11 protein-coding genes are annotated in these 17,128 nt (G+C 74.9%); 2 read left to right on the plus strand and 9 right to left on the minus strand.

The genetic code is table 11. From position 1 onward, the window contains the following. Nucleotides 1–71 precede the first annotated feature (71 nt). The 7 genes from O7619_RS28810 to O7619_RS28840 all read right to left on the minus strand — a co-directional run bounded on the left by O7619_RS28810 (nucleotide 72) and on the right by O7619_RS28840 (nucleotide 11,208). Complete coding sequence (locus tag O7619_RS28810; RefSeq protein WP_282284609.1) at nucleotides 72–239, minus strand: hypothetical protein; 168 nt, start codon at nucleotides 237–239, stop codon at nucleotides 72–74. A 140-nt stretch (nucleotides 240–379) separates the two neighbouring features. Beyond that, entirely contained in the window at nucleotides 380–1,633 is a 1,254-nt protein-coding gene (locus O7619_RS28815) for a DEAD/DEAH box helicase (protein WP_282284610.1), read from the minus strand. A 213-nt stretch (nucleotides 1,634–1,846) separates the two neighbouring features. Further along, nucleotides 1,847–2,050 carry a cold-shock protein gene (locus O7619_RS28820; RefSeq protein WP_013288421.1) on the minus strand — a complete coding sequence of 68 codons (204 nt, stop codon included), beginning with the start codon at nucleotides 2,048–2,050 and terminating at the stop codon, nucleotides 1,847–1,849. Nucleotides 2,051–2,278: 228 nt separating this feature from the next. Next, nucleotides 2,279–5,671, minus strand: a complete 3,393-nt coding sequence (locus O7619_RS28825; protein WP_282284611.1) for a UvrD-helicase domain-containing protein — start codon at nucleotides 5,669–5,671, stop codon at nucleotides 2,279–2,281. A 28-nt stretch (nucleotides 5,672–5,699) separates the two neighbouring features. Further along, entirely contained in the window at nucleotides 5,700–9,320 is a 3,621-nt protein-coding gene (locus O7619_RS28830; protein WP_282288984.1) for a PD-(D/E)XK nuclease family protein, read from the minus strand. 471 nt (nucleotides 9,321–9,791) lie between these two features. Beyond that, a complete protein-coding gene (locus O7619_RS28835) occupies nucleotides 9,792–10,337 on the minus strand; it encodes a TIGR00730 family Rossman fold protein (protein WP_282284613.1) in 546 nt (181 codons plus the stop codon). Nucleotide 10,338: 1 nt separating this feature from the next. Continuing rightward, nucleotides 10,339–11,208 (minus strand): TIGR00730 family Rossman fold protein, encoded by an 870-nt coding sequence (locus tag O7619_RS28840; RefSeq protein ID WP_282284615.1) that lies wholly within the window; start codon nucleotides 11,206–11,208, stop codon nucleotides 10,339–10,341. 157 nt (nucleotides 11,209–11,365) lie between these two features. Between O7619_RS28840 and O7619_RS28845 the strand changes: the two genes are divergently transcribed. After that, nucleotides 11,366–11,527 (plus strand): hypothetical protein, encoded by a 162-nt coding sequence (locus O7619_RS28845; protein WP_282284616.1) that lies wholly within the window; start codon nucleotides 11,366–11,368, stop codon nucleotides 11,525–11,527. Between the two features lie 48 nt (nucleotides 11,528–11,575). Here the strand turns inward: O7619_RS28845 and dapE are convergent, their stop codons facing one another. Continuing rightward, entirely contained in the window at nucleotides 11,576–12,649 is a 1,074-nt protein-coding gene (gene dapE, locus O7619_RS28850; protein ID WP_282284617.1) for a succinyl-diaminopimelate desuccinylase, read from the minus strand. A gap of 103 nt (nucleotides 12,650–12,752) precedes the next feature. Here dapE and dapD point away from each other — a divergent pair, with 103 nt between their 5' ends. Then, entirely contained in the window at nucleotides 12,753–13,709 is a 957-nt protein-coding gene (gene dapD, locus O7619_RS28855) for a 2,3,4,5-tetrahydropyridine-2,6-dicarboxylate N-succinyltransferase (RefSeq protein ID WP_282284618.1), read from the plus strand. 48 nt (nucleotides 13,710–13,757) lie between these two features. On the opposite strand, the gene O7619_RS28860 is transcribed toward dapD, so the two are convergent. Beyond that, on the minus strand, nucleotides 13,758–17,087 hold the full coding sequence (locus tag O7619_RS28860; RefSeq protein WP_282284619.1) for a S8 family serine peptidase: 3,330 nt from the start codon (nucleotides 17,085–17,087) through the stop codon (nucleotides 13,758–13,760). Between the last annotated feature and the right edge of the window lie 41 nt (nucleotides 17,088–17,128).

Raw genomic sequence — 17,128 nt, forward strand, 5'->3', positions numbered from 1 at the left:
GGACGCCGGGCGGGGCCCGGTGCCGGGGCCCCGCCCGGCCGCTCGCGCCCCCTCGGTGCGTGCGCGGCCGACTATTGTCCGGGGTTGAAGGTGCGGGCCGCACCCCGGTCCTGCGAACCGGCCGCGGCCGGATGCCAGGGCCCGAACGCGGCCACCACGGCGAGCGCCAGACCGGCGCCCGCGACGGCGAGCACCAGCAGCACTTCCCGGGTCCCACCCGGGCCGGCGTCGCCCGCCATGGTCACCCCTCCCGCGTCCGGCCGGTCCCCCCGACCGGCCCCCGGCGACCAGCATGGTCGCCGGAGCGCCGCCGGAGTGTCGGACAGCCGACTGAAAGTCCGCTGATCCCCGACTCAGCGAGGTGACCCGGGCCGGCCGGTCAGCGCCGGCGCGGGCGGCGACGCGGACGGGTCCCGGGGGCCGGATGCGCGGCGACCGGCGGCGCGATGGTCACCGGCGTACCGGAAGGCTCCCGCGCCCCGGTCAGCCGACCCAGCTCCGCGTCACCGGGGCGTACCCGGGTGGTCTTCGGATTGATCCCCGCGGTGGTCATCAGCCGGGCCACGTCGCGGCGCTGCTCCGGCAGGACCAGGGTGACCACGGTGCCCGACTCCCCGGCCCGCGCGGTCCGGCCGCCCCGGTGCAGGTAGTCCTTGGCCTCCGTGGGCGGGTCCGCGTTGACCACCAGATCGAGCCCGTCGACGTGGATGCCCCGCGCCGCCACGTCGGTGGCCACCAGCGCGGTGACCTGGCCGGTGCGGAACTGCTCCAGGATCCGGGTGCGCTGCGGCTGCGACTTGCCACCGTGCAGCGCGGCGGCGCGTACGCCCTTGGCGAGCAACTGGCGGGCCACCCGGTCGGCGCGGTGCTTGGTGGCGATGAAGACGATGGTGCGGCCCTCACGGGCGGCGATGTTCGCCAGCGCGGCCGGCTTGTCCTCCGGCTCCAGGTGCAGCACGTGGTGGGTCATCGCGGTGACCGTGGCGGTGCCCGGGTCGACGGAGTGCGTGACCGGGTCGGCCAGGAACCGGCGGACCAGCCGGTCCACGCCACGGTCCAGGGTGGCCGAGAAGAGCATCCGCTGCCCGCCCGGCGCGACCTGCTCCAGCAGCTTCGTCACCTGCGGCAGGAAACCCATGTCAGCCATCTGGTCCGCCTCGTCGAGGACGGTGATGGCCACCTGGTCCAGCCGGGCGGAACCCCGGTCGATCAGGTCGTGCAGCCGTCCCGGCGTGGCCACCAGCACCTCGGCGCCGGCCCGCAGCGCGTCCGCCTGCCGGCTCAGCGAGAGCCCGCCGACCACCGTGGCGCAGCGCAGCCCGAGCGCCCCGGCGTACGGGACGAGCGCGGCGGTCACCTGCGCGGCCAGTTCCCGGGTGGGCACCAGCACCAGGGCGAGCGGGCGACCGGGACGGGCCCGGCGGCCGGCCGTACGGTGCAGCAGCGGCAGCCCGAACGCGAGCGTCTTGCCCGAGCCGGTCCGCCCGCGGCCGAGCACGTCCCGGCCGGCGAGCGAGTCGGGCAGGGTGGCCGACTGGATCGGGAACGGCGCGGTGATGCCCTGGGCGACCAGCTCGGAGACGAGCGCCGGCGCCAGGCCGGTGTCGGCGAAGGTGGGCAGGGTCGTGGTCATGCGGAAAGCCTTCCTCGAGGCGGCACGTGTCGAGGAAGGGCGCCGACCAGCGGCGCGTCACCGGCAGGGCCGGTGATCACAAGCACGAACCGAAAAGGTACGGGCCGACCCGCCTCGGCGCGCCACGTCCCGGTTACGGGAGGGCGGCGCGGCGGGCCGGCCCGTGCACCACGCCCGGCGGGGCGCGGTGGTGGTGCCGGTTGATCTGAAAGATCAGAGCGGGCGGATGTTCTCCGCCTGCGGGCCCTTCTGGCCCTGGGTCACCTCGAACTCGACCCGCTGGTTCTCGTCCAGGCTCCGGTAGCCGGAGGTCTGGATCGCCGAGAAGTGGGCGAAGACGTCAGCGCCGCCATCGTCCGGGGTGATGAAGCCGAAGCCCTTGTCGGCGTTGAACCACTTCACGGTGCCAATTGCCATGTGTTTCGTCTCCTTGACGGAACGGTCGGCCCGCACGTCTTGCGGGCCGGAGGGAGCACACCACGCGCTGGCCGCGTGCCGTGCTTGTCGCTGCTGGTCGCCCCGCCCGGAGAACTCCGGACACAACAAAGAGCGCCTGGGGCCACAATCCGCCAGGCGCACACAGAGTCTCTGGAAACCAAAACTGCAACCCGGATAACCTACCACGGATCTCGCCGCGGGGGGAGGTCACTCCGAAATTTCCGGCACGGCGGTCACCAGCGCGGTCAGCCCCTCGACGTCGAGCAGGTCGGCCGGGCGGACCGTCGCCCCGTCCCGCACGTAGTGGAACGCCGCGCCGACCCGCTCCACCGGCACGCCGGCCAGCTCCGCCCAGGCCAGCCGGTAGACCGCCAACTGCACCGCAGCCGCGTCCGCCTCGCGGCCGGTGGGCCGCCGGCCGGTCTTCCAGTCGACCACGTCGTAGCGCCCGCCGGGGCGGGCGAAGACCGCGTCCATCCTTCCCCGGACCACCACACCGGCGATCACCGTGGCGAACGGCACCTCCACCTCCACCGGCACCCGGTCCGCCCACTCGCTGGCCAGGAAACGCTCCTGCAACGCGACAAGCGCCTCGTCCGGGGCAGCGCCGTCGTCGGCCGCGCCGGGCAGCTCGTCCACGTCCAGCAGCCGGTCCGCGCCGAAGCGCTGCTCCAACCAGGCGTGGAACGCGGTGCCCCGCCGGGCGTACGGGCTGGGCTCGCTCGGCATCGGCCGGCGCAGGTCACGGGCCAGCGACTCCGGGTCACGACGCAACGCCACCAGTTGGGTCACCGAGAGCTGGCCCGGCAGGTCCACCTCGACCGCCTCGGCCCGCCGGGCCAACTCCGCCCGCTCGGCGAGGAGCAGATCGGCCTCCCGCCGCCACCGGGCCACCTCCGGATCCCCCTGCCCCACATCGGACGGGCCGACGGCGGCCAGCACGGTCGCCTCGCGGCGGGCCGCGTCCGGGTCGGCGAGATGACGGCGGACCAGCGCCGCCGCCTCGGTGAGCGCCGGCCGGCGACCGCCCAGCGGGTCGGCCGGCCACTCCGCGCGCAGCACCGTCTCGGTGGTCGGGTTCACCGCGTCCCCGGCCGGCTCCGGGGCCCAGGCGTCGATCACGTGCCCGTCCGCGCCGGTCAGGCCGGCGTCGTGCACCTCACGCAGGAACACCGACGGGCCGCGGAACCGCTTCGTCCCCTCCCCCCACCAGTAGCCGGAGCAGAGCAGCAACCGCCGGGGCCGGGTCACCGCCACGTAGGCCAGCCGGCGCTCCTCCCGCTCGTCGTGCGCCCGCCAGGCGTCGGTGAACTCGGTCAACGCCCGGGCCACCCCACGCTGGTCCGCCGCCTCCGGCAGGGCCAGCTCGGGCAGCCCGTCGGCGTCGCCGCGCAGCGGGAACGGCAGCACGCCGAGCCCGCCCAGCCAGTGGTCCGAGTTGCGGACCGGCCCCGGCCACACGCCCCGGGTCAGCCCGGCCACCGCCACCACGTCCCACTCCAGGCCCTTCGCGGCGTGCGCGGTGAGCACCTGCACCGCGCCGGCCACCACCTCGACCTCGCCCGGCGCCAACCCGCGCTCCTCGTCCTCGGCGGCGGCCAGGTAGGCGAGGAAACCGGCGAGCGTGGCGCCGGGCGTCTCGCCGCTGAACCGGGCCGCGACGTCGCCGAGCGCGTCCAGGTGGGCGCGGGCCAGCCCGGCGTCACCGGCGCCGTCCCGGCCGGCCCGGACCGCCACCTCCACGTCCAGCCCGATCGTCCGCTCGATGTCCGCGATCAGCTCCGGCAGCGACTGGTCCAGCCGGTAGCGCAGCAGCGCCAGCTCCATCCCGTACGATCGCAGCCGGGCGAACCCCTCCGCCGAGTACGCCTGCGCCGGCCCGAGATCGGCCAACGCCTCGACCAGGGTCGCCTCGTCCAGCACGTCCACGACGATCTCCGGCCCGTCGTCCCCGGTCAGCTCCCGACGGCTGCGGGCGATGGTCCGCGCCCGACGGTGCAGGGCGACCAGGTCACGCGGGCCGATCCGCCAGCGCGCGCCGGTGAGCAGCCGCAGCAGCGCCGCCCCGTCGGTCGGGTCGGCGAGCACCCGCAGCGTGCACACCACGTCCCGGACCTCCGGGGTGTCCAGCAGACCGCCGAGCCCGACCACGTCCACCGGCAGCCCCCGGGCCCGCAGCGCCGCCTCGATCGCCGGGATCTGGCTGCGCAGCCGCACCAGCACCGCCGTGGTCGGGCGACGGTCGGCCGGGATGTGCTCGGGCAGCGCGCCCGGCGTCCCGGCCGCGCCCCGCCAGGACGCCAGCACGCTGTCCGCGATCCAGTCGGCCTCGTCGGCGTACGTCGGCAGCAGCGCGCAGTGCACGGTGCCGGCGGCCCGGCCGCCCGGCGTGCGGTGCGGGATCGGATCGCGGACGCTGAGCGCGGCGTGCAGCTCGGGCACCCGGGCGCCGGCCGCCCGCAGCGGCACCGCGAGCGCGTTGGCGACGTCGAGGATTTCCGGCCGGTTGCGCCAGCTCGTGGTGAGGCCCAGCACGTCGGCGGGGGTGCCGTCGGCGCGGGCGAACTCGCCGGGGAACCGGTCGAGCGTGCCGGCGCTGGCCCCGCGCCAGCCGTAGATGGACTGGCAGGGGTCACCCACGGCGGTGACTGGGTGGCCGCCGCCGAACAGCGCGTTGAGCAGCACCACCTGGGCGTGGCTGGTGTCCTGGTACTCGTCGAGCAGCACCACCCGGAACCGGTCCCGCTCGATCACGCCGACGCCCGGGTGGTCGCGGGCCACCCGGGCCGCGCGGGCGAGCTGGTCGGCGAAGTCCATCGCCTCGAAGTCGTCCTTGCGCCGGGCGTACGCCCGGACCAGCGGCAGCAACTTCAGCCGGGTCCGTTGGAGCTGGAGCGCCTTGCGCACGTCGGCGTAGACCCGGCCGGGACGCGACTGCACCTCGGCGAAGAAGCGGCCGGTCCAGCCCGCCAACTCGTCCGGGTCGACCAGGTGCTCGTCCAACTCGCCGGCGAGGGCGAGCACCGCGTCGGTGATGGTCGACGGCATCCGGTCCACCTCGGACATGTCCCCGTCGTAGTTGCGGACCAGCAGGTCGACGAGCTGCCAGCGGGACGCCTCGGTGAGCAGCCGGGTGGTCGGCTCGTAGCCGGCGCGCAACCCGTGCTCGGTGACGATCCGCCCCGCGTACGAGTGATAGGTGGACACCGTCGGCTCGCCCGCGAACGGGTCCTCGCGCGGGTCCCGGCGCGGTCGGCCCAGGCGGCGGACGAGCTGGTCGAGGCGGGTCCGGACCCGGTGCGCCAACTCACCGGCGGCCTTGCGGGTGAAGGTGAGGCCGAGGATGTGCTCGGGCCGCACGTATGCGTTGGCCACCAGCCAGACCACCCGGGCGGCCATCGTCTCGGTCTTGCCGGAGCCGGCGCCGGCGACCACGAGCAGCGGCTCCACCGGCGCCGCGATGATCGCGGCCTGCTCCCGGGTGGGCGCCGGCAGCCGCAGCAGCTTGGCCAGCTCGACAGGCGTGTAACGGGGGCCCGCGTCGGCGGCCCGGGGCGGGGGCGGGCCGGTGGCGCCGAACAGCGCCGGCTGCGTCGTCATGCTCCGGTCCCCGTTCGACTCCGCGCGCTCACGGCCGGCTCTCCGGTGGCGGCTCGACGACCTGCCGGCCCTGGCCGGAGACCGGGCAGCTCGTGCGTACCGGACAGACCCGGCACTTGGAGTTGGCGACCGCGGCGAACGTGGCGGCGGCCATCGTGTCGGCGGTGCGGCGGACCAGCGCGGTGGCCCAGCCGGCCTCCGGGCCCTCACCGGCCGCGGCCTGGGCCTGCTCCTTGGCGTCCCGGGCGCCGGTGCCGAGCTGAACCAGCGCGGCCCCGCCGGACTCCTCGCCGAATTCCGCGAAGCCGCCCGCCTCCACCGCCGCCTGGTACGCGCCGAGCTGCGGGTGCTCGGCCACCTCCCGCTCGGTGACGGCCGTCGACTTGCCGGTCTTCAGGTCGATCACCACGAGCCGCCCCTCGTCGTCGACCTCCAGCCGGTCGACCCGGCCGGTCAGCTCGACCGGCCGGGTCGGATCGTCGAGGCGGACCGCGAACTCGTGCTCGATGGCGAGCAGCCGGCGCGGGTTGCCGGCCAGCCAGCGCAGCAGCTTGTCGACCATCGCCTCGGCACGCTGCCGTTCCGGGCCGACCATCCACCGGGCGGCCAGCTCGATCGCGTCGAACCGGGCGGCCACGTACTCCAGCAACGCCTCCCGGTCCGCGCTCGCGTCCTCGGCGAGCATCGCGGCGGCGTGCACCAGGTTGCCGACCCCCTGGGCGGCGCTTGCCGGCCCGCTGCCGCCGTGCCGTTCCAGCAGCCAGCGCAGGCTGCACCGCAACGCGCTCTCCATGGCCGACGGGGTGACCCGCACCGGCTCGCCGTCGTCGACGAGCGGCCGGTCGTCGGAGAGGCCGCGCAACCCCCACCAGTCGTCCGGGTGCGCGCCGGGCACCCCGGCGGCGGCCAGCCGCGCCAGCTCACCCGCCGCCGCGTGCCGCCGGGTGATCGGCGCCGCCGGGTCGGTGATCGCGGTACGCAGCTCCGCCACCAGCGCGGACAGGGTGAGCCCGCGCGGCGGCAGCGTCACCGGGAGCGCACCCGGCGCTCCGTCCTGCGGATGCTCGTCACCGTGCGGCACCGGCCCGTCCGGGTCCGGACCGCTCTGGTTAGCGCCGCTGCCGGTGGCGGGCGGGTCGGCGGCGGCCAGTTCGTGCAGGAAGCGGCTGGGCTGCTCCTCGTGGTCGTCGCCGCCGACCGCCGCGGAGGCGACGGCGGTGACCAGCAGCCGGCGCCGGGCCCGGCTGACCGCGACGTGGAACAGCCGCCGCTCCTCGTCCAGCAGCGCCGACGTCTGCCCGACCAAGCTGGCCCGCAGCCCGGCGCCGTCGGCCCGGCCGGCGAGCACGTCGACCAGCCGCTCCGAGCCGAGCAGACTGCCACGCAGTCGCAGGTCCGGCCAGACGCCCTCCTGCACGCCGGCGACGGCCACCAGATCCCACTCCAGGCCCTTCGCCGCGTGCGCGGTGAGCAGGCGTACCGCGTCCCCCCGGTCGGCGGCGGCGGCGAGCGTGTCGGCCGGCAACTCCTGGCCGAGCACGTGGTCGAGGAAGACCTCGGTGCGCGCCCCCGGCAACCGGTCGGTGAACCGGGCCGCCGCGTCGAAGAGCACCAGCACGGCGTCCAGATCCCGGTCGGCGGCCTCGGCCCGCCAGCGTTGGGCCGTCTCGTGCTCGCCGGTGGCCGCCCGCCCCCGGGTGATCGCCCCGGCCCAGCGCTCGGCCAGCCCGCTCTCCCGCCACACCGCCCAGAGGACGTCCTCGACGGTGGCGCCGGGCGTGCCGGCGGCCTGCCGGGCGGTCGCCAGCAGGTGCGCCACAACCTGTGCCGGCTCCGCCCACCGTCGCTCGATGGTGGCCAGCTCGGCCGGCTCGCGCAGCGCCTCCACAAGCAACTCACCGGAGGGGCGACGGTCGCCGCCGGCCAGCGCGAGCGCCCGCAACCCCTGCCGCAGCCGCCGCTCGGCCAGCGGGTCGGCGCCGCCGAGCGGCGAGTGCAGCAGCGCGACCGCCGACTCCTCGTCCAGCCGGTCGGGTTCGAGCGCGCAGCGGAGCAGGAGCAGCAGCGGGGCCACCGCCGGTTGGAGGTGCAGCGGCAGATCCTCGCCGTGCACCACGGTGGGCACGCCGGCGGTGTGCAGGGCACGACGCAGCGACGGGAGCTGCCGCCCGGTGGAACGCACCAGCACCGCCATCCGGGACCAGGGCACCCCGTCGAGCAGGTGGGCCTCCCGCAGGGTGTGGGCCAGCCACGCGGACTCGCTGGTGGCGGAGCGGAAGGTGCGTACCTCGACCGCGCCGGCCGGGGCATCCGGAAGCGGACGCAGCCGCCGGTGGGCCGCCGGACCCCGGAGCCGGCGAGCCAGCCGGGCGGTCGCCGCCAGCAACACCGGCCCGGCCCGGTAGGAGGTCGCCAACGTGACCTGGGCGGCCGGCGCGCCGGAGGCGGTCCGGAACCGGTGCGGGAACGCGCCGACCGCGGCCGGGTCGGCGCCCCGGAAGGCGTACGTGGAGGAGTCCGGGTCGGCGAAGGCGACCAGGGACTTGCCGCCGCCGGCCACCACGGCGAGCAGGTCCACCTGGGCCGGATCCGTGTCGGCCAACTCGTCGACGTAGACGTGGGTCAGGCGGCGGCGCTCGGCGGCGAGCAACCCGGGATCGTCGAGCAGCATGCCGGTGGCGGCCCGCACCAGCTCCGCCGGGTCGTACGCGACCGAGCCCCGGTTGCTCACGTCACGCAGCGCGAGAACGGCGACGTACTCGCGGAGGAAGCGGGCGGCGGCCGGCCAGTCGGCGCGGCCCAGCTTCTCGCCGAGGCGGGCCAGCTCGACCGGGCCGACGCCCCGCTCGGCGGCCCGCATCAGCAGGTCGCGGAGCTGCTGGGCGAACGCCCGGGTACGCAGCGCGGGACGCATGTCCGCCGGCCAACCGATCGGATCGTCGTCCGGTTCCTCACCGACCACGTCGAGCAGCTCGCGGATGATGAGATCCTGCTCCGGGCCGGTGAGCAGCCGCGGTGAGGGCTCACCGCGTTCCGCCGCGGCCCGGCGGAGCAGCCCGAAAGCGTACGCCGGAAACGTGCGGACCAGCGGCTCACGGAGCACGCGGTGGCCGTCCCCGGCGATCCGGGCCTCGATGCGCCGGCGCAGCTCGGTGGCGCCCCGCCGGCCGAAGGTCAGCACCAGGACCCGTTCCGGGTCGACGCCCTCGGCCACCCGGGCGGCGACCGCCTCGACCAGGGTGGCGGTCTTTCCGGTGCCGGGCCCGCCCACGACAAGCATCGGCCCGTCGGTGTGCGCGACGACCTCGGCCTGCACCGGATCCGCCCGACGCCCGCTGGCCCCAGTCGGCCCGGCCACGCTCGGCCCGGCCCCAGTCGGCCCGGCCACCCTCGGCCCAGCCGCAGTCGGCCCAGCCCCAGTCGGCCCAGCCCCAGTCGGCCCAGCCATGCTCGGCTCGGCCACGGTCGGCTCGGCCTTGCTCGGCTCGGCCACAGCCGGTGGGTGCGCGGCATCGACCGTCGACCCCCCGGATCGCGGCTCCGTCACGGCCGGTCCGTCGGACCGGCCCACCCCCTGCCCCGCCCCGGCCCCGTGGGTGACCCCCGCCCCCGCGCCGCCGGGCCGGCGCACCAACCGGTACGCCTGCATCACCGACATCCCACCACGCCGGTACGACACCCGGAAACCGGCGCCGCCCACCGGACGCAGCGCACCCGGTCAGCGGGAACGGCCGCCACCGGGACGATCCGCCCGCCCGGCGGCGGCGCTGCCGTGTCCCGAGCGCCGGTCGACGCGGAGGGCTCGTGGTCTCGCCCTCCGTGCCCCTCTCCCAAGCCGTCAGCCGGAAGCACCCCCGCAGGGCGGCGCGGAGACACCCATACCGTTCCACTCGCCCGGCGCGGGGCCGATGAGTGGAACGGTATGGGTGTCAAACGGGGCCGGAGACACCTCTCCCGTTCCACTCGCCCGGCCCGCAGCCGATGGGTGGAACGGGAGGGGTGTCAACCAGGCGGCACCAGTGCCAGGGCGGCACCAGTGCCAGGGCGGGAACGGGAACGGGAACGGGGAGGGCGGGGGCGGGAGCAGGAGCAGGAGCGGGACGGGGCGGGGCGGGGCGCGTCAGGTGAGGCGGGCGTCGATGAGGTCGAGGGCGGCGGGCACGCTGTCGGCGACCATCACCAGGTCGAGTGCGGCCGGCTTGAGGAAGTGGCGGTCGGCCAGCGTGCCGAGCCAGTCGAGCAGCGGCCGGTAGAACCCGTCCGCGTCGACAAGCACCATCGGCTTGGTGTGCAGGGCCAGCGTGGCGGTGGTCCAGACCTCGAACAGCTCGTCGAGCGTGCCCAACCCGCCGGGCAGCGTGACGAAGGCGTCCGACTTGTCGACCATCAACGTCTTCCGGCTCGCCATTCCATCGGTGACCAGCAGTTCGTCGGCGGCCAGGTCGGCCGCCTCCAGGACGACCAGCGGCTGCGGGATGACTCCGATCGTGCGCCCCCCGGCGGCCCGGGCGCCGTCCGCCACCGCGCCCATCATGCCGACGCAGCCACCGCCGCTGACCAGGGTGTGCCCGCGTCGGGCCAGTTCGGTGCCGGTCTCGGTGGCAAGCGCCAGCCAGCGGTCGTCGAGGGTGCGCGAGGAGGCGCAGAACACGCAGACGTTTGCCATGTCAGCGCCGACCCGTCGGGCCGTCGGGGGCGGCCTCGGCGGCGGCCCGCTGGTCGGCGGCCACCCGGGCGACCGCCTCCTCGCGGACCGCCTCCTGCTCGGCGGAGAGCACGGCCTCGGCCTCCACGATGTGCCGGACCGCCTCGTTGACGTCGTCGGTGACGCAGATGAGGTCGAGGTCGCCCGACCCGATCTTGCCGTCGGCGGCCATCCGGTCGCGTAGCCAGTCGAGCAGGCCGCCCCAGTAGTCGGCGCCCATCAGCACGACCGGGAACCGGGTCACCTTGCCGGTCTGCACCAGGGTGAGCGCCTCGAAGAGCTCGTCCATGGTGCCGAACCCGCCGGGCAGGACCACGAACGCCTGGGCGTACTTGACGAACATTGTCTTGCGGGCGAAGAAGTAGCGGAAGTCGATGGCGAGGTCGACCCAGTCGTTGAGGCCCTGTTCGAACGGCAACTCGATGCCGAGCCCGACGGAGAGGCCGCCGGCCTCCCCGGCGCCCCGGTTGGCGGCCTCCATCACGCCCGGCCCGCCGCCGGTGATCACCGCGTAGCCGGCCCGGGCCAGGGCGCCGCCCAGTTCCTCGGCCAGGCGGCACTCCGGGCTGTCGGGCTTGCTGCGGGCCGAACCGAAGACGCTGACCGCGGGCGGCAGGTCGGCGAGCGTGTCGAACCCCTCGACGAACTCGGAGAGGATCCGCAGGGCCCGCCAGGCGTCCTTGGTCTTCCAGTCGCTGCGGCCCCGGGAGTCGAGCAGCCGCTGATCTGCGGTACTGTTAGGAATCGCTCGATTGCGCAGCGTGACCGCGCCGCGGTGCCGCTCCCCCCGCGGCGACCCCTGCTCAGCCGACTTCCTGCTGCTCTCAGTCATGGGGCCACCGTAGTGGAGCACCAGCGGGGCGGCGCGTAGACGGGCCTGCCGGAGAAAAACTTCGCGATCAAGGCAACTTTTTCGGTGGCGGACACGTCTTACTATTCACATACCCGGTATGCCCGGGGCGACGCGCCTTCGGGGGAGGAGCAAGCGTTTGATCAGCAACAGCGAGATGATCCGGATCCGCCGGCAGATGCAGCGGCGGATCCACGACGTGGTGGCCGAGCGCCGCCGGGCCCGGATGATGGAGGCCCACCGCGCCGAGTCGGCGGCCGAGACCGACGAGGCGGACACGTCGCTGTCCCCGAGCGTCTGACGATCCGGGGCCCCGCGACGCCGCGCGTGGCCCCGGATCGTCGGTACGTCAGGCCGGGGCGAGCCAGCGATGCAGGGTGGCCGCGCCGTCACGGATCTTGGTCAGTTCGACGTGCTCGTCCTTGTGGTGGGCCAGGTTCGGGTCGCCGGGGCCGAAGTTGAGCGCCGGGATGCCCAGGGCCGCGAACCGGGACACGTCCGTCCAGCCCAGCTTGCCGATCGGGGCGGCGCCGACCGCGGCCAGGAACTCCTGCGCCACCGGGTTGTCCAGCCCCGGGGCCGCCCCGGCAGCCGCGTCGGTGACCCTCAGGTCGAAGCCGGCGAAGACCTCGCGCAGGTGCGCCTCGGCCGTCACCGGATCGCGGTCCGGGGCGTACCGGTAGTTGATCTCGATCTCGCAGAGGTCGGGGATGACGTTGCCGGCCACCCCGCCGTGGATCCCGGTGGCGTTGAGCCCCTCCCGGTAGTCGCAGCCCTCGATGGTCACCCGACGTGCCTCGTACGCGCCCAGGCGGCGCAGCACCTCGCCGGCGCCGTGGACGGCGTTCACCCCGTGCCAGGAGCGCGCCGCGTGGGCCCGCTCGCCGCGCGTGGTGACGACCGCCCGGATGGTGCCCTGGCAGCCCGCCTCGACGATCCCGTAGGTGGGCTCCAGCAGCACCGCGAAGTCGGCCCGCAACCACTCGGGGTGGCTCTCCCCCACCAGGGTGAGGCCGTTGTAGCGCGACTCGATCTCCTCGGCCTCGTAGAAGAAGTAGGTGACGTCGTAGCGCGGGTCGGGCAGCGTCACCGCCAGGTGCAGCGCGAACGCCACCCCCGACTTCATGTCTGAGGTGCCGCAGCCGTACATCAGGTCGCCGCGCATGGTTGACGGGAAGTTGTCGTTGAGCGGAACGGTGTCCAGGTGGCCGGCGAGCACCACCCGCTGCGCCCGGCCCAGCTCGGTGCGGGCCATCACCGTGTTCGAGTGTCGATAGGTACGCAGGTGCGGTACGCCGCGCAGCACCTCCTCGACGCAGTCGGTGATCGCCTTCTCGTTGAGGGAGACCGACTCGATGTCGACCAGGGCGCGGGTGAGCGCCACCGGATCGGCCAGGACCTCGGGGGTCAACGGGTTCTGCATGTCTCGCACGGTACCGTCATCGTCGGTGGGTGTGAGGCACACGTTCCCGCGCCCACGGCCGCGAGCAGCGGCGGACGCCGCCGCCGGAACGAGAGGTGACACCGTGACGTCCGCACCATCCGCCTGGGGCATCGGCCTGGCCACCGTCACCGCCGACGACCAGGTGCTCGACACCTGGTACCCGACCGGCAAGCTGGGGCTCGGCGAGCTGCCCCTGGTGCCCGGGGAGGAGCAGGCCGACGTGCTGGACCTGCCGCCGGGCGCGATCGGCGAGCGGGCGCTGCCCGGTCTGCGTACCGTCGAGGTGACCACGGTGATCGGCTCGCTCGACGACCCGATCAAGGACGCCGCGGACGCGTACCTGCGGTTGCACCTGCTCTCCCACCGCCTGGTGCGGCCCAACGAGCTGAACCTCGACGGCATCTTCGGCAAGCTGGCTAACGTGGCCTGGACCTCGGCCGGACCGTGCCCGCCGGAGCGGGTGGACGAGCTGCGCGTCATCGAGCGGGCCGCCGGCCGCCACCTGGCCGTGTACGGGGTGGACAAGTTCCCCCGGATGACCGACTACGTGGTCCCGGCCGGCGTGCGGATCGCCGACGCGGACCGGGTCCGGCTCGGCGCGCACCTGGCCGCCGGCACCACCGTGATGCACGAGGGCTTCGTCAACTACAACGCCGGCACGCTGGGCACCTCGATGGTGGAGGGGCGGATCGTGCAGGGCGTGGTGGTCGGGGACGGCTCCGACATCGGCGGCGGCGCCTCGATCATGGGCACGCTCTCCGGCGGCGGCACCGAGAGGGTGCGGATCGGCGAGCGCAGCCTGGTCGGCGCGAACGCCGGCGTCGGGATCACCCTCGGCGACGACTGCGTGGTGGAGGCCGGCTGCTACATCACCGCCGCCTCGAAGATCAGCCTGCCGGACGGCCGGGTGGTCAAGGCCCGCGAGCTGTCCGGCGTGGACGGGTTGCTGTTCTGGCGCAACTCGGTGACCGGCGCGCTGGAGGCCAGGCCGCGGACCGGCCGGGGCATCGAGCTGAACGCCGCCCTGCACGCGAACTGACCACCCGCCGGGCCCGCGACGCGAGGTCGCGGGCCCGGACGGGCGGGCTCACCGCAGGCGGTACGCCTGGATGATCCGCTGGGTCACGGTGTTGCCGGCGTCGTCCCGGGCGCAGGCCCGCAGCGACACGTAGCCGGGGCCGGCCGGGTGCTTGACGGTGGCCGTCCAGCCGGCGCCCCGCTTCGTCACGGCCGCCTTCCGCCACGTCTTCCCACCGTCGTAGGAGACGTCGACGGTGAGCGCCACGACCTTGCCGGACGGCGCTCCCGACTGGCGCTGCACCGTCACCGGGACGGTGAACGTCCGGCCGGCCGGCGCGGTGCCGTCCGCCGACAGCGGCGGGGTGAACCGGACCGCCATCGCCGGCAGCCGCGCCGGCTCGTCACCCGGCACCCGCGTGGAGCGGAACGTCCAGCTCGCCGAGACCTCGGTGCTCAGGTCCGTGAAGCTGCGCGTGGCCGTGGTGTCGAGCCGGTAGTTCGCGGCGCCCGGGGGCACCTCGAACTCGCCGTACCCGGCGCTGTCCTCCGCACCGACCAGCTTGCCGTTGCGGTAGAGCGCGGTGCGTGCCGTGTCGGTGAGCGAGAAGCCCTGGTGACCGGCCGCGTCGCTGTGGGTCGGCAGCGAGACCAGGACGGTGTCCCCGGTGCGGGTGATGCCCTCCTCGGGGAAGCGCGGCTGCGGCGCGAAGGACGGGCCGTACGGCGCGTTGTTCCAGACCTCGGAGTAGGCGTGGCCGGCCTGGTAGCGGGTCGGCCCGGCCGTCAGCAACACCTGCGGGTCCAGCCATCCGCTCTCCGGGTTCGGCTGGCCGAAGTCGTGCTCGAAGCTCCAGCGGGTGCGGTCGGTGCTCAGGTGTTCGATCCGCTTCCCCGGCACCTGGGCCGGCAGGATGATCGCCGAGCCGCCCATGTTGTAGTCGAGTTCCGGGTAGATGATCCGCTCGTTGGCCTGCCCGGCGTAGCCGTTGCCGAACCGGCTGGTGACGGTCGCCAGATCGGCCTGTTGGTAGTGCCGGACGAACCCGGTCGGGAACCGGCCGGGGAACACGTCGCTCAACCCGTAGAAGTACGGGCTGCGTTCCGGCGCGGTCGGTTCGGTCCACTGGCTGGCCACTGCGCCGACGAAGACCTTGTCGGAGACGTTGCGGCCGAGCTGGGCCGAGTAGAGGCCGTCGAACCGGTCCGTCAGGAGCCCGAAGGTGGCGTAGTAGTCACCGACGTTCCAGGCGGCGCTGACGTCGATCAGCAGCGGGGCCGCGCCGCGCTGCGGCACGGTGGTGCGGACCGGCTTCGCCCGCCGGGCGTCCAGGGTGAGCCGCTGGTTCCCGGTCACCGCCAGCTCCGGCTGGGTCAGCGTGGAGACCTCCGACCAGCCCTCGTCGCCCTCCACGAAGAGCAGGCTCTGCACCCCGTACCGGCCCTTGGGCACCCGGATGGTGGTCTCGCCGGCGCCGAACACGTCCCGGGTCGAGCCGTCGTCGAGCCCGATCAGGGTGGTGTAGTAGTTGTCGGTGGGCGCGCCGGCCCGGTCCCGGTGGGTCACGGCCAGGTCGTAACTCTCCACCTCCCGGTTGACCGCCAGCGGGGTCACCGCGACGGTGTCGCCGGATCGGGCGACGAGCCGACCGGTCCAGTAGCCGTCGACGCCGAGCCGGGTGTCCACCACGACGGTGGCCTGGGCGGTGCCGCCGGCCGGGACGGTGAGCCGGGAGGCGCTGAGGGTGAGCATGCCGGCCGGCGCGGACCGCCCGCCCGGGCCGGTGAACTCGGCGCCCAGGTCGAGCGTGAGCGGGGCGGCGCTGTCGTTGTGGTAGGTGACGGTCTTGCTGATCGGCTTGTCGTCGGCGTGCGGCCAGAGCGCGAGGCCGAACGAGACCGAGGCCGGCTCGCTCGTCACCTGCTCGGTGATCGCGTGGGCCACGTCGACCCGGCCGGCGCCCTGCTGGAACGCGGTCTGCTCGGGGTGCGGCCGGGCCGAGGCCATCAGCGTGGCCTTGTAGCGGCCCGCGTTCCAGCCGGGGTGCTGCTGGGCGATCAGCGCCGCCGCGCCGGCCACGTGCGGGGCGGCCATCGAGGTGCCGGAGAGGGAGACGTACCCGTCCCCCGCCGGGTCGCCGATCTGGCCGTGCGCGGCCCGCGCCGCCACGATCTCCACGCCCGGCGCGGTGATGTCCGGCTTGATGGCCCCGTCGCCGACCCGGGGCCCACGGCTGGAGAAGATGGCGAGTTCGTCGTCCCGGTCGACCGCGCCGACCGCCAGCGCGGCGTCGGCGGTGGCCGGCGAGCCGACCGAGCCGTCCGCGCCGTCGTTGCCGGCGGAGATCACGAAGAGCGTGCCGGTCTGCGCGGTAAGCGTGTTGACCGCCTGCTCCAGCGGGTCGACCTCCGGCGTGTCGTAGCCGCCCAGGCTCAGGTTGACCACGGTGGCGTGCTGCTCGGCGGCGGCCCACTGCATGCCCGCCAGGATCGCCGAGTCGGTGCAGCCGTAGACCTCGCAGACCTTTCCGGAGAGCAGCGTGGCGTCCGGCGCCACGCCCCGGTACCTGCCGCCGGAGGCGGCGCCGCTGCCGGCGATGATCGAGGCGACGTGGGTGCCGTGTCCGACGATGTCGTCGGGGTTGGTCTCCTCGCTGAAGTTGCGCGACGCGGCGACCTTGCCGGCGAGGTCGGGGTGGGTGAGGTCGACGCCGGTGTCGAGCACCGCGACCGTCACGCCCTTGCCGGTGTATCCGGCGGACCAGGCGGCCGGGGCGCCGATCTGCGGCACGCTGTGGTCGAGCGTCAACTGCCGCCGGCCGTCCAGCCAGAGCCGGTCGACACCCCCCGCCGTGTCGAGCCGGGCGCCGGAGCGGTCCGCTCCGATCGCGTGCCAGAGCGCGCCGGTGTCGGACTTGGTCGCGACGAGCGCCGCGCCGCCGATCGCCGGCAGGTCGCGGATCACCCGGGTGCCGGCGAGCGGGCTCGCGGCCCGCCGGGCCACCCCCTGGCGGTACGCGACAAGCAAGGGCACGGTGTCGCGGTGCGCGTCGTCGTAGCCGGCCGCGATCAGCCCGGTGACGTCGAACAGTCGCGGGTCGAGCCGGCCGGACCGGACCAGGGCCAGGGCGTCCTGGGGCACCACGCTGATGCCGTGCCGCTCGCGGCGGACCACGAACTGCATCCCGGCGCGATCACGGCCGGGGCGTACCGCGATCCGGCCGGCGGTGGCGACGGTGACCCGGTCGCCGGTGATGAGGGTGACGGTGGCCGGTCGGCCGGACGTGGCCGTGGGGGCCGGCGCGCCGGTCGGGGCGGCGGCGTGTGCGGGCACGGGCAGGCCGAGCGCCAGGCCCAGGGCGAGGCCGAGCGCGGCCAGCTTTCTGCGATTCCGGGGCAACCTTTCCTCCTCCGTGAGGCGTTTCATCGACGGATGTCACA

The sequence above is a fragment of the Micromonospora sp. WMMD998 genome (assembly GCF_029581235.1).
In the GTDB taxonomy this organism is placed as follows: Bacteria; Actinomycetota; Actinomycetes; order Mycobacteriales; family Micromonosporaceae; genus Micromonospora.

Bases quoted from the DNA above. Each gene is read 5' to 3' on its own strand.
- O7619_RS28840 (WP_282284615.1), bottom strand. From the start codon at position 11,208: ATGACTGAGAGCAGCAGGAAGTCGGCTGAGCAGGGGTCGCCGCGGGGG.
- O7619_RS28830 (WP_282288984.1), bottom strand. From the start codon at position 9,320: ATGCAGGCGTACCGGTTGGTGCGCCGGCCCGGCGGCGCGGGGGCGGGG.
- O7619_RS28835 (WP_282284613.1), bottom strand. From the start codon at position 10,337: ATGGCAAACGTCTGCGTGTTCTGCGCCTCCTCGCGCACCCTCGACGAC.
- dapE (WP_282284617.1), bottom strand. From the start codon at position 12,649: ATGCAGAACCCGTTGACCCCCGAGGTCCTGGCCGATCCGGTGGCGCTC.
- O7619_RS28815 (WP_282284610.1), bottom strand. From the start codon at position 1,633: ATGACCACGACCCTGCCCACCTTCGCCGACACCGGCCTGGCGCCGGCG.
- O7619_RS28820 (WP_013288421.1), bottom strand. From the start codon at position 2,050: ATGGCAATTGGCACCGTGAAGTGGTTCAACGCCGACAAGGGCTTCGGC.
- O7619_RS28810 (WP_282284609.1), bottom strand. From the start codon at position 239: ATGGCGGGCGACGCCGGCCCGGGTGGGACCCGGGAAGTGCTGCTGGTG.
- O7619_RS28825 (WP_282284611.1), bottom strand. From the start codon at position 5,671: ATGACGACGCAGCCGGCGCTGTTCGGCGCCACCGGCCCGCCCCCGCCC.